Below are 13,542 nucleotides of genomic sequence, written 5' to 3'. Positions count from 1 at the left end.
GGGACGCGCCGGTTGGGCCCACGGCGCCAGGGTTCCCTGGCCGCAGCGAAGCAAGGTCAGGGAGGCGCCGGGGATTAGCGGGAGCCGTAGTTCGGCGCCTCGACGGTCATTTGGATGTCGTGCGGGTGCGATTCCTTCAGTCCCGCGGGGGTGATCCGGACGAACTTGCCGCGCGCCTTCAGCTCCGGGACGGTGGGTGCGCCGGTGTAGAACATGGTCTGGCGCAGGCCGCCCACCAGCTGGTAGGCCACGGAAGCCAGCGGCCCGCGGTACGCCACGCGGCCTTCAATGCCTTCGGGAATGAGCTTGTCATCACCGGAAACGTCCGCCTGGAAGTAGCGGTCCTTGGAGTAGGACGTGTTCTTGCCCCGGGACTGCATTGCGCCGAGGGAGCCCATGCCGCGGTAGGACTTGAACTGCTTGCCGTTGACGAAGATCAGCTCGCCCGGTGACTCATCGCAGCCGGCCAGCAGGGAGCCGAGCATCACGGTGTCGGCGCCGGCCACCAGGGCCTTGCCGATGTCGCCCGAGTACTGCAGGCCGCCGTCGGCAATCAGGGGCACCCCGGCAGGGATGGCTGCCTTGGCGGATTCGTAGATGGCAGTGATCTGCGGGACGCCCACACCGGCCACCACGCGGGTGGTGCAGATGGAGCCCGGTCCCACGCCCACCTTGATGCCGTCGGCACCGGCGTCGATCAGGGCCTGGGCGCCTTCACGGGTGGCCGCCTGGCCGCCGATGACGTCCACATGCGCCGCCACGGGATCGGACTTCAGGCGGCGGATCATGTCCAGCACGCCCTGCGAGTGGCCGTTGGCCGTGTCCACGAACAGGGCGTCGACGCCGGCATCAACCAGTGCCATGGCGCGCTCCCAGCCGTCCCCGAAGAAGCCGATGGCAGCGCCTACGCGGAGGCGGCCTTCATCGTCCTTCGTGGCCAGCGGGTACTGCTCCGCCTTGGTGAAGTCCTTGGTGGTGATCAGGCCCTTCAGCCGGCCCTGCTCATCCACCAGGGGCAGCTTTTCGATCTTGTTGGTGGCCAGCTTGTGCGAGGCCTCTTCGCGGCTGATGCCCACATGCCCGGTGACCAGGGGCATCTTGGTCATCACGTCGCTGACGAGCCGCAGCGGGAAGTCGGACTCAGGCACAAAGCGGGTGTCGCGGTTGGTGACGATGCCCAGAAGGCGGTTGTCCTCGTCAACAACCGGCAGGCCGGACACGCGGTACTGGGCGCACAGGTCATCGAGTTCGCGCAGCGTGGCCTCGGGCCGGATGGTCAGCGGGTTGGTGATCATGCCCGACTCGCTGCGCTTGACGCGGTCCACCTGGTCCGCCTGGTCGGCGATGGACAGGTTGCGGTGCACCACGCCCAGGCCGCCCTGGCGAGCCATTGCGATAGCCATCCGCGATTCTGTCACCGTGTCCATGGCCGCGGACAGCAGCGGCGTCTGCACGGTGATCCGCTTGGAAATCCGGGAGGACGTATCCGCTTCGGAGGGGATGACCTCCGTGTGGCCCGGAAGGAGCAGGACGTCGTCGTAGGTCAGGCCGATGAAGCCAAAGGGGTTGTGTTCGGGCTCGGTCATGAGTGCGCCTCTTACCTTGGTTGCGTGCGGGTAGGGGTTGCAGCCGATGACCAGCCCGTCATTACGGGACTGGCCTGTGCAGGAAGTTGTGCAGATCACCGCTGCGCGGCGGTCCGGAGGTCAGAAAGTGTTGAGTAAATATTAGAACCTTGGCGCCGATCCCCCTATTCCAAGCCGGCAATGTGAGCAACCGCACGCCCCACCCGCTCCCTAACGTCCCAGCCGCGGGCTAACTCTTCAGCTCCAGCCTGTGGCGGCGAGGAGGCGCTGCTCGAACATGGGGATCATGGTCTCCACGTAAGTCCGGGTGAGGTGGTTGTCATCCTTATAGACGTACACGTTCCCCACCACGCCCGGGCAGATGCCGCGGGCGCAGATGAAGTCGCTCAGGTCCATCAGGTGGAGCCCCTCGACTTTGCCCCGGTAGGCCTCCAGCGGGGACGGGTCTGCCAGGGACTCCTCCACAGGGACGCTGCATTCGTGGGCGTCTGCGCCGTTGCGCTGCACGCACTCGGGCATGTTGAAAGTGAACCGCGGGTTGTCCCGGATCCCTACGATCTCGATGCCCGCGTCGGCGAACGGCCGGACGCCGTCCAGGTAGCCCGGCACCTCGGTCTCGAACGGCGCTTCTTCATGGGTCAGCGATGCCACGGTGAACACGGCGTCCGGCCGGTGTTCCAGGACGTAGGCGGCGCTGGCCTGGTTGTAGGCGTTGCACTCGGCGTTCCGGGTCTCCGATTCTGCACCGAAGCGGCAGGCCGGCATCAGCAGCGTTACCAGTTCCCAGCCGCGTGCCGCCGCGATGGGCGCGAGGGCGCCCAGGTATTGCTGCGAGTGCGAATCCCCCAGGACCACGATGCGCTTGGTCACCTCCCCCTCCGGAACCGCCTGCCGGCAGCCTTCGAGGATGGGATCAGGGGTGGCGTTGGCACCGATGCACGGGTCCTGGATGCCGGCCCAGTCGTTGTCCAGGGCGGCGGGGCCCGGAATGATCCTGGCGTCAGGGGCGGGTACGGCGGCGTTCCCGGGGCTGAGCGCCGCGGCCCCCGGCGTGAGCTCCCGCGGCTGTGCCGCCGTCGCGCTTTCCTCAGCGGTGAGCGTGGTCTGCCAAATGGCCACGGGACCTGCCAGCAGGGCGCCGCAGGCAACAATCACGACGGCGGTGCGCCACGCGCGCAGTTTCGGCCAGTGCCAGTCCCGCAGCGGCTTCTCCACGAAGCGGGTGGTGAGGACGGCCAGGACCACGGAGGCCCCGACGATGGTGAGGCCCTGGACCAGGTTGGGTACCTCCACGCCGGTGGCGGCGAGCGCCAGGACAAGGACCGGCCAGTGCCACAGGTACAGCGCGTAGGAATTGTCGCCCAGTGCCACCAGCGGCCTGCTGCTGAGCATCCTGTCCACGCCGAAGCGGCTGCCGGTCTGCCCGGCCGTGATGATGGCGGCGCCGGCCAGCGTGGGCCACAGCGCAACGTATCCGGGGAAGGAACGGTCCACGGTCAGCAGCAGGCCGCACGAAACCATGGCCGCCAGCCCGGCCCAGCCCAGCATTACCCGCAGCCCCCGCGCCGGCTTGAGGTAGGGCAGCGCAAGGGCCAGCAGCGACCCCAGGGCGAACTCCCAGAGGCGGGCGCGGGTGTCGAAGTAGGCGTACGCCTGGTTGGTGGCGGTCTGCTCCACCGAGTAGGCAAGCGACCAGGCAAAGACCGTCCCGAAGACCACCGCCAGCAGCCCGCGGTAGGTTATGCCGGCACAGGCAGGAATCCGGCGCAGGAGCACCAGCAGCCCCGCAGTTCCGGCGAAGACCAGCGGCCAGAGGATGAACACCTGGCCCTGGATGGAGAGCGACCAGAAGTGCTGGAGGGGGCTGGCCCCGGCGTGGTCCTGGGCGTAGTAGTCAACGGCGGTGTCGGCGAGCAGCCAGTTCTGGCTGTACAGGAGGGAGGCCCAGGCCTGGTCCAGCACCTGCGGCCAGCGGCTCTGCGGCAGGATCAGCCAGGTTCCGGCAAGGACGCCCAAGATCACCACGACGGCGGCCGGCAACAGCCGCTTGAACAGGTGCAGCCAGTGCGCCACGAGGCCGAACGGACGTCCGGCCTCGGCTTTCCGGACGAACGACAGTGTGAGCAGGAAGGCCGAGATCAGCAGGAAAATATCCACGCCGCCGGACACCCGGCCAAGCCACACGTGGTAGGCAACCACCATCAACACGGCGAGGGCCCGGAGCCCTTGGACCTCGGACCGGAAGGTGGGTTTCCGGCTTCTGGTACTGGCTCCGGGCAGCGGTTTGGCTGCAGCCTCTGTTCTCGCTACGGACACAAATAGACCTCACTGGCGCATAGGCAAAACATCGATTCTACCCAGGGAGGGTATTTTTCCGGCCAAGTACCGCGCGTCGCGGCCCGCTCCCGGCAGTGTTGCCGATGCCGCGGCGTACAAAAATTCCTGCCCCAGGAAGAACAAACCCGGCGTATCGAGCGCCACGCCACGATGCTGCCGCGGCAGCTCACCGTCCACGAGCAGGTCCGGATCGATCCAGCTGAAGTCGTCGCGGAAACCGGTGCACCAGATCACGTTGGCCACGTCCAGCCGGGTGCCGTCCGCCAGGACCGGCTTCCCGTCCTCCACACCCGTGACCCGTGGCACCAAGCGCACCCCTGCTGCGGCCAGGTCCTTGGTTTTAGTCCGGATCAGGGGCGCGGCGTGTGCCTTGAAGGCGGGCGCCACTTTGCGTCCCACCGGAGTGTTGAGGTTCAGGACGTGCAGGCCGAGGAAGCGCACCACCGGCAGCACATAGCGGGCGGCGGCCCGCCCGTGCTTCACCGGCAGTTCGCCGCCGGGCTTTCCGGCGACAGTGGTGGGATGCGTCCTGCTCACTTCGAAGGCGATCTCTGCGCCCGAGTTTCCCAGCCCCACCACCAGGACGGAGCCGTCCTGCAGCTGCCCCGGATTCCGGTAGGAGGCCGAATGGAGCTGGACCGTAGAAGGTGCCAGATCCGTGGCGAAGCCGGGAACCTTGGGGGTCTGGCTGACTCCGGTGGCGACGACGGCGTTGCGCGCCTCCCAGCGGCGTCCGTCGGCTGCTGCTGCGATGAAGTGCCCGCCTTCCCGCCACAAGCGTTCCACCCGGGTGCCGTGCAGCACGGGCAGGGCGTTCCGTTCGGCGTATCCTTCCAGGTATCCGGCCACCTCATCCTTGGTGGGGAAGGACAGCGGGTCTGCCGGGAACGGCTCGCCCGGCAGGCCGTCGTACTTGGCGGGGGTGAACACCCGGAGCGAGTCCCAGCGCTGGCGCCATGCGTCTCCCGTGCGCGGGTTTGCGTCCAGGATGAGGAAGTTCTGTTGCTGCTTCTTCAGGTGATGGCCCACCGTGAGGCCTGCCTGGCCGCCGCCGATGATGATCGTGTCCAGCATGCCGGTCACGTTGTTGTTGTTCATGGCTGTGCTCCTGCTTCTTTAACGGGGATGCCTGCTGTTGAACGTTCCTGGTGTCCTGCTGCCCGGGTGCTCCGGCCGTCGCTGTCCGCTTCCCGGTAGCGCAGCCACCACGCCAGCATCAGCGCGGAGGCGAGGACGTAGGCGAGGTGGAGGACCCAGATGGGCCCGGCCGGGAGGTTGAAAACGTAAACGCAGTGCACGGCGTTGGCTACATTGCTCAGGACCAGGTTCCCCAGGCTGTAGGAAGCGAGGTCCCGCGTGCGTGCGGCTTTCACCAGCATTGGCAGCATTCCCACGGCAAAGAGCACCGTCGAGAGGGTGCCTGCAAGGACTGGAAGGTTCATGCTTCGAGGCTATGATCGGGGCCTTCTTCCCGGCTTCGGGGAAATTATGCAAATGCGCGGCGGGCACTGGATGGGTAATTCTGTGCAGATCCCTTCAGCCGGCCAGCCCGTGTTCAAAGGCATACCTGGTGGCCGCGGCCCTCGAGGACAGGCCCAGCTTCAGGAAGATGTTGCTGATATGCCGTGCCACCGTCTTTTCGCTGAGGAAAAGGAGCGCCGCAATGGCCCGGTTGCCCTGGCCGGAGGCCACGAGCCGCAGCACCTCCGCTTCCCTGGGGGTCAGTGGCCCGGCAGTCCCGCCGTCGTTCGTTGGCATCAGCGAGGCCGCCCAGGCAGCCGCCGGCGCCGCTCCCAGCTCCAGGAACTCCGCATGCGCCGCTTCGAACTCCATCCGTGCTGACGCCTCATCGCCAAGATCCCGGCAGGCCCGTCCGATCAGGACCCGGCAGCGGGAAGCCTCGTACGGCACGCCAAGTTCAAGCCAGAGATGCCAGGCCTGGCGCAAGGATTGGGCCGCGCCGCCCGGATCACCTTCCTCCAGCCGGACCGCTCCTTCAGCCTGGCGCGCGACCGCCCGCACCATGGGCAGGGGGCACTCCTGCGCGAAGCGGCCCAGTTCCGCGGCACCCTTGCCCGCTGCGGGCAGGTCAGGCACTGCCAGCTCGATGTCCACCAGCGCGGGCAACAGATGCCGGCGGGTAGCCGCGTCAGCCAGGCCAGCGGCCCGCCGGATCATTGCCTGCGCCTGCTGCACGTCGCCGCGCGCCAGGGACACCAGGGCCAGTCCGGGTTGCGGCTCATAACCGCTGCGCGCCGCCTGCATGAAGGAAGTTTCCGCCAGATCCAGTTTCCCGGTCAGCCGCTCTACTTCGCCCTGCTGGTAATGGCCCCCGTACATCGCCTGGGGATCACCCCGGCCGGATCGATCCTGGGCCGCGGCGGCTGCCTCGAGCGCTTCCGCCCAGGCTCCGTGCAGCCGGAACAGTTCTGCCCTGTGGGCCTGGCATTGTCCGCTGAAGGCGACCATGTCGGGGCGGTCCCGGCACCAGCGGTCGAGGGCGGCAGTCCATTGCAAGGCCCGTTCCAGGTCGAAAGCAATGTGGCAGTTTCCGATCACGGCGCAGTAGGCAATTCCTGACGGCACTGCTGAGAGTTCCCCCGCCGTGACTGCCACCATCACTTCATCGAAGATCCGCAGGCCCTCCTCGGGCCGGCCCAGTTCCAGGGTGGCCTGGCCGGTGCCGAGCAGCGCGAGAGCGGACAGGTCCCTGTCCTGGAACCGTTGGCCGATCTGCGCAGCCTCGGAAAACAGCTTGAGGGCTCCTGCGGGGTCGCCGCCGTACAGCATTCCCAAGCACTGCGGGATGAGCAGGAAGCCCTGTACCGCGTCCGGTTCGGCGAGTTCATCCACCAGCCTCCGGCCGCGTGCCAGCCAACCTCCGGCCCGCGCCCCCTCCCCCAGATGCGTTAAGTGCATCGCCATCCAGCCAGCACACCTGGCGGCGCCCACGATGTCGCCCATGACCAGGTACTCCTCGTGGGCCCGGGTGAGCGATTCCAGGCCGGTCACCGCGTTGCCGGTCAGGATCTCCGCCGTGGCCAGCCGTTCAAGGTCCGCTGCCGGCAGTCCACCCCGCTGGTCCGCATCGCGGAAGTTTTCGAACGCATCGGTCCACCGGTGGTCACGAAAGGCTGACCGGCCCTGGTCCAGGCCTGTCTCAGCTGTCACCTGGCCTCCTTTCGGATACCACCCTGCCGGCCCGCCATCCTGGCGCCTGCAGGACATCCCACAATGCATGGGCGGCCGTACTTAAGCGCCACCGTACGCCCGCGGCGCAGCTGAGACAACAGCCTGACCGGCTAGGAGCGGAGCAGTCCGCGGAGCGTTTGGATGGTGTCTGCCTCCGCCGCGGTTTTGTCATCGCGGTAGCGCTTGACCCGGGCGAAGCGGAGCGCAATCCCGCCCGGATAGCGCGTGGACTGCTGCACGCCGTCGATCGCGATCTCGACGACAGTGACGGGCTCCACCCACACCGTTCCGGCGGTGCGGCGCACCTCAAGCTCCTGGAACTTTTCTGTCTGCCATTGCAGCAACGCGTCGGTGAGACCCTTGAAGGTTTTGCCCACCATCACGTACCCGCCGGGCGGGCCGAACTCTCCGGCGGGGTCAAGCGCGCCCAGGTGCAGGTTGGAGAGCAGCCCGGTGCGCCGCCCCGACCCCCACTCGCAGGCGAGCACCACCAGGTCGTAGGTGAGCACCGGTTTCACCTTGATCCAGTTGGATCCACGCCGGCCGGCCGCGTAGGCCGATCCCACAGCCTTCACCATCACGCCTTCGTGGCCAGCGGAGAGCGCATCACGGGACACTTGCCCGGCAACAGCGGCATCAGCCGTGATTCTGCCAGGAATTCGATGCCCAGGCGCGATGCCTTCGAGCACCGCGAGCCGCGTGGCCAGCGGCTCGTCCAACAGGTTGCGGCCGTCCAGGTGCAGCACGTCGAAAAACCATGGGTGCAGCAGGGTGGTGCGCGCCACCTCCGCCCCGAAACGGGACATCGTCTCCTGGAATGGCCGGGGCCCGCCGTCCTCGTCCAAGGCGAGGGTCTCGCCGTCGAGGATCACGTCGCGCACCGGCAAACCGCGCACCACCTCCACCACTTCGGGCAGGCGGTGGGTCACCTCGGCGAGCGTTCGGGTGAAGATGCGCACGTCGTCGCCAACCCGGTGCACCTGGATGCGGGCGCCGTCGAGCTTATATTCCACGGAGGCCTCGCCCGTGACCTCAAGCGCCGCGTCCACGCTGGCCGCTGTGGCGGCGAGCATGGGCTGCACGGGACGGCCGACGACGAGGCCCACCTCATCCAGCTCGGCCGCCGTGCCCGTCAGCGCCAGCAGTGCGGTTCCGCCAAGATCGCCGGAGAGCATAGCCGCGCGGCGAACTGCTTCAACCGGACGGTCCGCGGCGCGCGCCACCGCATCAGTCAGTACGCCTTCGAGTGCGCCGGTCCGCAACTCGCCCAGCAGCACTCCGGCGATGAATGCCTGCTCGCGTTCGGTGGCTGCCGCGGTCAGTGTCCGGAGGGTGGCAGCGCGCTCCGCCGCTGATCCGGCACCGGCAGTGGCGAGCAGCCGGTCCAATGCGGCGTCGAGGTCGGCCACGGTGAGGCTGGGTGCAGCGGCGGGCTCCCCCATGGCCGCCGACATGCCGCGCCAGCCGATCCCTACCCTGCCCTGCCGCGGCCTGGCACTGAGCAGGCCAACCGCCGTCGTGATCTCCGCCGGGTCCAGCCGGCGCAGCAGGTCCGCCAGTGCCTCCACCTTCGCAAGCCTGGAGCGGGTGGACGCGACGGCGTCCGTGGTCTTCACGAGCTCATCGAGCAGCATGGCATCAGTCTGCCACGCGGACTCTGGACAGCGCCCGGACGCTGCTCCACACTGGACGCGTGGGAATCATAGTCGCGAACCTGTTCCTTACCCTTGACGGCGTGTACCAGGCGCCCGGCGGCCGCGAAGAGGACGCTGAGGGCAACTTCGCCTTTGGCGGCTGGCAGGCGCCGGTGTCCGATGACGAGGCCGGGGGCGCCATCGGCGAGGAGATCGCCAAGATTGACGCCCTGCTTCTGGGCCGGAAGACCTATGACATCTTCGCCGCCTACTGGCCCCACCAGTCCGACGAGATCGGGGGCACACTGAACCGGGTGCCCAAGTTCGTTGTGTCCAAGGGCCTTACATCGCCTGGCTGGGAGGGCACTACGGTGCTGCCGGATGCCACCGCCGCGGGAAGGCTCCGCGACGAGTACGGCGAGGTGCACATGTTCGGCAGCGGCGTCCTCATCCGCTCGCTGCTCGCGGCCAACGTGCTGGACCGCCTCCACATCTGGCTCTACCCGGTCACCTTGGGGCAGGGCAAGCGCCTCTTCGACGCCGGAACCATCCCCGCCTCCTTCCGCCTCGCCGAGCCGGCACGAAGCTTCCCGAAAGGGGCGGTGTCCCTGGTCTACGAGCGCGCAGGCGAGGTCGAAACCCGGGAGATGGGCTGACAGCCTTGGCAAGGGTCATCGCGGCCATCACCACCTCGGTTGACGGTTTTATTACCGGCCCCGACGACGGGCCAGCCTACGGCCTGGGCAAGGGCGGCGAACGGCTGCACTACTGGGTGATGGGTGGCCCCTGGACCTACGACGGCGGACACGACTTCGCGATGCAGGGCCCCGACAAGGACTTCTACGACGAACTTGTTGCCGGCCTGGGCGCCGGCATTGTGGGCCGCGGGATGTACGACGCTGCCGGAGCGTGGGGAGGAACCAACCCGTTCCCCGGCCCACTGATGGTGCTTACCCACCGTGTGCAGGACCAGCCTGTGACAGAGTCCGGCTTCACGTTTGTGTCCGGGCTTGAAGAGGCCCTGGCGCAGGCTGTTGCGGAGGCCGGAGGCAAGGACGTGTCGATCGGCGGCGGCGCGGACGTGATCCGGCAGGCGCTGGCCGCCGGGCGGGTGGACGAGCTCGTGCTGTCCACGGCACCGGTGATCCTGGGAGCGGGCAAGCGCCTGTTCGACGGCTTCGATCAGGATATCGACCTGGAAATCATCAAAACCGTCAGCTCCACATTTGCCACCCATGTGCGCTACGCCGTGAAGAAGTAAACTCCCCCGGGTTTCCCGGGTACAAAAAACCGGCCCAGCTGATGCTGGACCGGTTTTTTGCGACGGTGGGGCTTAGTGGCTGTGGCTGTGGCCTGCGTGCTCGTCTTCGTCGGCAGGCTTCTCCACAACAAGGGTCTCGGTGGTGAGAACCAGGGCAGCGATGGAGGCTGCGTTGCGGAGGGCTGCGCGGGTGACCTTGACGGGGTCGATCACGCCGGCGGCGATTAGGTCCTCGTACTCGCCCGACTTGGCGTTGAAGCCGTTGTTGGTTTCGAGTTCGGCAACCTTGGCCGTGATGACGTAGCCGTCGAAGCCGGCGTTCTGGGCGATCCAGCGCAGCGGCTGGACCAGCGCGCGGCGGACGATGCCCACAGCAGCTGCTGCATCGCCGTCGAGGGCCTTGACAGCGGGGTCCTCATCCAGTGCCTTAAGGGCGTGGATCAGGGCCGAACCGCCGCCAGCCACGATGCCTTCTTCGAGGGCAGCGCGGGTGGAGGACACGGCGTCCTCGATGCGGTGCTTCTTTTCCTTCAGCTCAACCTCGGTGGCTGCGCCAACCTTGATCACGCCGATACCGCCGGCCAGCTTGGCCAGGCGCTCCTGGAGCTTCTCCTTGTCCCAGTCGGAGTCGGTGCGGGTCAGCTCGGCACGCAGCTGTGCCACGCGGGCTGCCACGTCCTCGGCCGTTCCGGCGCCGTCAACGATGGTGGTGTTGTCCTTGGTGACCGTGATGCGGCGGGCGGTACCCAGCACCTCAAGGCCAACGGTGTCCAGGCTCAGGCCCAGCTCCGGGGACACAACCTGCGCACCGGTGAGGGTGGCAATGTCCTGCAGCATGGCCTTGCGGCGGTCACCGAAGCCAGGAGCCTTGACGGCAACCACGTTCAGGGTGCCGCGGATGCGGTTGACGATCAGCGTGGACAGGGCCTCGCCGTCGACGTCTTCAGCAATGATGAACAGCGGCTTGCCGGCCTGAAGTGCCTTCTCCAGCAGCGGCAGGAAGTCCTGCAGCGAGGAAATCTTGCCCTGGTTGATCAGGATGAGTGCGTCTTCGAGGATTGCTTCCTGGCGGTCCGCATCCGTGATGAAGTACGGGGAAAGGTAGCCCTTGTCGAACTGCATACCCTCGGTGAGGACCAGTTCGGTCTGCGTGGTGGAGGATTCCTCGATGGTGATCACACCATCCTTGCCAACCTTGCCGAAAGCCTCGGCCAGGAGCTCCCCAACCTCATCGCTCTGGGCGGAGATGGCTGCAACGCTGGCCACCTGGGTGCCTTCTACGGGGCGGGCGTTCTCCAGCAGGCGGGCGGCGACGGCTTCAACGGAAACCTCGATGCCGCGCTTGATCTGGCCGGGGGCAGCACCTGCTGCAACGTTGCGCAGGCCTTCCTTGACCAGTGCCTGGGCCAGGACCGTTGCGGTGGTGGTGCCGTCGCCGGCAACATCGTTGGTCTTGGTGGCAACTTCCTTGGCCAGCTGGGCGCCAAGGTTCTCGTACGGGTCGTCCAGCTCAACTTCGCGGGCGATGGTGACGCCGTCGTTCGTGATGGTGGGCGCGCCCCACTTCTTGTCCAGGACAACGTTGCGGCCGCGGGGGCCGAGCGTCACCTTGACGGTGTTGGCGAGCTTGTCGATGCCGGCTTCAAGAGACCGGCGTGCAGCGTCGTTAAACGCAAGCTGCTTTGCCATGATTCAGTCCTTTCAAGACAGAACCCCGTGCAGCTGACCAGCAGTAGGCATGACCAGCGGCACGGGGATCCGAAAGAGTTACTTTACGACGATCGCCAGGACGTCGCGGGCGGACAGCACGAGGTACTCGGTGCCGCTGTGCTTGACTTCGGTTCCGCCGTACTTGGAGTAGATAACAACGTCGCCCTCGGCAACGTCCAGCGGGACGCGGTTGCCGTTGTCGTCAAAGCGGCCGGGGCCTACTGCAACAACTTCGCCTTCCTGGGGCTTCTCCTGCGCGGAGTCCGGGATAACCAGGCCGGAAGCCGTGGTCTGCTCGGCTTCGAGCGGGCGGACAACAATACGATCCTCAAGAGGCTTAATAGAGACCGACACTCGGACCTCTCCTTTTCGTCAGCAAATTCGTGGACTGGAAAGCTTCCCGCCCTGGCTGGCAAACCGTCGTCGCGGTGCCGGCAGCAGCCTGGCTGGCAGCTCTTCATGTATTAGCACCCTCCTAGGGAGAGTGCTAATGAAGACTCTATGTAAGGGTTAGCACTCGGTCAAGGCGAGTGCCAGAGTTTCGTCATCTGCGAACCCTCAATGTGTACATTTGACCGGTGCGAGCCGCTGCCTACCTGATCCTTGCCACCCTCTTCTGGGCCGGAAACTTCGTCGTGGGCCATGCGGCCATGGAGACAATGCAGCCGCTGCAGCTCACTTACTGGCGCTGGACCCTCGCAGCGGCGCCGCTGCTGGTCCTGGCGCAGCTGGTGGAGCGCCCGGACTGGCGGGGCGTCCTGCGCCGCTGGCCCGTCCTGCTGCTCCTGAGTTCCCTGGGCATGAGCGCCTACACCCTGCTGCTCTACAGCGCGCTGGGCCACACCTCCGCCCTGAACGCGTCGCTGGTGACGGCGGCCAACCCTGCGCTGATCGTGGTGCTGGCCGTGATCCTGCTCCGGGACAGGCCGCGTCCGCTGGGCTGGGCGGGTATCGGCCTGGGCCTGGCAGGTGTCCTGCTGGTCCTCACCGGAGGCGACATCAACCGGTTGCTGACGTTTTCCATCAACAAAGGGGAAATGCTGATCCTCGCGGCCATCACGGTGTGGGGCCTCTACACCATCATTGCCCGGAGGGTGAATATCCCGGCGATCACGTCCACGGCGCTCCAGGTGGCGATGGCCGCCGTCTTCCTCAGCCCGCTGGCCCTCATCACGGGGGCCGGGCTGCCACAGACACCCTCCGAGGGCTGGTCCCTTGCCTTTATTGCCCTGTTTCCGTCACTGGGTTCCTACCTGCTCTGGAACCTTGCCCTGAAACGCACCACGGCCGCGAACGCGGGCAACTACCTGAACCTCATTGCGGTCTTCACCGCCCTGATCACCGTCGCCCTGGGCCAGCCGATCACACTGCCGCAGATCCTGGGCGGCGTTTTGGTGATCTCCGGAGTCCTGCTGACCAGCGCCGGCGGGCCTCAGCGGCCGAGGTCCTCGAAATCGACGTCTTCCCCGCTTTCGCCGTCCCCCGCTCCGGAGTTCCGTTCGCGGTAAAGAAGGGCCCCCGCCCCTGCAGTCACCAGCAGCGCGGCAACCAGCACAGCGATGCTTCCGGCGCGAGCGCCGTCGTACAACCCCCGGATGTCCCGGGCTTCCTGCGTGTCACCGGCGATGTCGTTGCCGCCCACTGAATAGACGGTTGCATTGAACGTGTCCAGGGAGAAGATCACCACCAGGAGCCCAATGCAGACCACAGCCACGAGGGCGCCGGCAATCAGAGCTGTCCGGGCATATCTGGCGGGCCCCTTGTCCTTGGCTGGTTCGTCGGACTGCGGGGGGCCTGCGCTCTCTTCCATGGTTTCAACACT

The 13,542-nt window shown here is 66.9% G+C and carries 12 protein-coding genes; 3 read left to right on the top strand and 9 right to left on the bottom strand.

The genetic code is table 11. The features are described from left to right. Window positions 1-74: 74 nt before the first annotated feature. The 6 genes from guaB to FNL14_RS15100 form a co-directional block, all read right to left on the bottom strand. Window positions 75-1,586: an IMP dehydrogenase gene (gene guaB / locus FNL14_RS15125; protein WP_050054391.1), complete on the bottom strand. Its 1,512-nt coding sequence runs from the start codon at window positions 1,584-1,586 to the stop codon at window positions 75-77. 237 nt (window positions 1,587-1,823) lie between these two features. Continuing rightward, on the bottom strand, window positions 1,824-3,902 hold the full coding sequence (locus FNL14_RS15120) for an acyltransferase family protein (RefSeq protein ID WP_220126190.1): 2,079 nt from the start codon (window positions 3,900-3,902) through the stop codon (window positions 1,824-1,826). A gap of 9 nt (window positions 3,903-3,911) precedes the next feature. After that, entirely contained in the window at window positions 3,912-5,021 is a 1,110-nt protein-coding gene (locus FNL14_RS15115) for an NAD(P)/FAD-dependent oxidoreductase (RefSeq protein WP_091415214.1), read from the bottom strand. Further along, window positions 5,018-5,365, bottom strand: coding sequence for a hypothetical protein (locus FNL14_RS15110; RefSeq protein ID WP_091415211.1), 348 nt, complete (start codon window positions 5,363-5,365; stop codon window positions 5,018-5,020). The genes FNL14_RS15115 and FNL14_RS15110 overlap by 4 nt, the downstream gene beginning before the upstream one ends. A 94-nt stretch (window positions 5,366-5,459) precedes the next feature. Next, on the bottom strand, window positions 5,460-7,094 hold the full coding sequence (locus FNL14_RS15105) for a helix-turn-helix transcriptional regulator (protein WP_142061416.1): 1,635 nt from the start codon (window positions 7,092-7,094) through the stop codon (window positions 5,460-5,462). Between the two features lie 131 nt (window positions 7,095-7,225). Beyond that, entirely contained in the window at window positions 7,226-8,749 is a 1,524-nt protein-coding gene (locus tag FNL14_RS15100) for an ATP-dependent DNA ligase (RefSeq protein ID WP_142061413.1), read from the bottom strand. 59 nt (window positions 8,750-8,808) lie between these two features. On the opposite strand from FNL14_RS15100, the gene FNL14_RS15095 reads away from it, so the two are divergent. Both FNL14_RS15095 and FNL14_RS15090 read left to right on the top strand, forming a co-directional pair. Next, window positions 8,809-9,405: a dihydrofolate reductase family protein gene (locus FNL14_RS15095; protein WP_142061410.1), complete on the top strand. Its 597-nt coding sequence runs from the start codon at window positions 8,809-8,811 to the stop codon at window positions 9,403-9,405. 5 nt (window positions 9,406-9,410) lie between these two features. Continuing rightward, window positions 9,411-10,010, top strand: coding sequence for a dihydrofolate reductase family protein (locus FNL14_RS15090; RefSeq protein WP_142061408.1), 600 nt, complete (start codon window positions 9,411-9,413; stop codon window positions 10,008-10,010). 72 nt (window positions 10,011-10,082) lie between these two features. Here FNL14_RS15090 and groL read toward each other — a convergent pair whose 3' ends face one another. Both groL and groES read right to left on the bottom strand, forming a co-directional pair. After that, window positions 10,083-11,699 (bottom strand): chaperonin GroEL, encoded by a 1,617-nt coding sequence (gene groL / locus FNL14_RS15085; RefSeq protein WP_142061405.1) that lies wholly within the window; start codon window positions 11,697-11,699, stop codon window positions 10,083-10,085. A 78-nt stretch (window positions 11,700-11,777) separates the two neighbouring features. Next, window positions 11,778-12,074 (bottom strand): co-chaperone GroES, encoded by a 297-nt coding sequence (groES, locus tag FNL14_RS15080; protein ID WP_050054380.1) that lies wholly within the window; start codon window positions 12,072-12,074, stop codon window positions 11,778-11,780. Window positions 12,075-12,298: 224 nt separating this feature from the next. Between groES and FNL14_RS15075 the strand changes: the two genes are divergently transcribed. Continuing rightward, entirely contained in the window at window positions 12,299-13,228 is a 930-nt protein-coding gene (locus FNL14_RS15075; RefSeq protein WP_142061402.1) for a DMT family transporter, read from the top strand. Here FNL14_RS15075 and FNL14_RS15070 read toward each other — a convergent pair. Beyond that, window positions 13,153-13,530 (bottom strand): hypothetical protein, encoded by a 378-nt coding sequence (locus FNL14_RS15070; protein WP_142061400.1) that lies wholly within the window; start codon window positions 13,528-13,530, stop codon window positions 13,153-13,155. The two genes, FNL14_RS15075 and FNL14_RS15070, sit on opposite strands and share 76 nt — an antisense overlap. Window positions 13,531-13,542: the final 12 nt, after the last annotated feature.

This window comes from Pseudarthrobacter sp. B4EP4b (assembly GCF_006680095.1).
Lineage (GTDB): Bacteria > Actinomycetota > Actinomycetes > Actinomycetales > Micrococcaceae > Arthrobacter.
The sequence above is the reverse complement of the archived record's forward strand: the minus strand, read 5'-3'. Positions and strand labels throughout refer to the sequence as shown.

Coding starts and splice junctions, on each gene's coding strand:
- guaB (WP_050054391.1), bottom strand. CDS start 1,586: ATGACCGAGCCCGAACACAACCCCTTTGGCTTCATCGGCCTGACCTAC.
- FNL14_RS15115 (WP_091415214.1), bottom strand. CDS start 5,021: ATGAACAACAACAACGTGACCGGCATGCTGGACACGATCATCATCGGC.
- FNL14_RS15110 (WP_091415211.1), bottom strand. CDS start 5,365: ATGAACCTTCCAGTCCTTGCAGGCACCCTCTCGACGGTGCTCTTTGCC.
- FNL14_RS15100 (WP_142061413.1), bottom strand. CDS start 8,749: ATGCTGCTCGATGAGCTCGTGAAGACCACGGACGCCGTCGCGTCCACC.
- groL (WP_142061405.1), bottom strand. CDS start 11,699: ATGGCAAAGCAGCTTGCGTTTAACGACGCTGCACGCCGGTCTCTTGAA.
- FNL14_RS15070 (WP_142061400.1), bottom strand. CDS start 13,530: ATGGAAGAGAGCGCAGGCCCCCCGCAGTCCGACGAACCAGCCAAGGAC.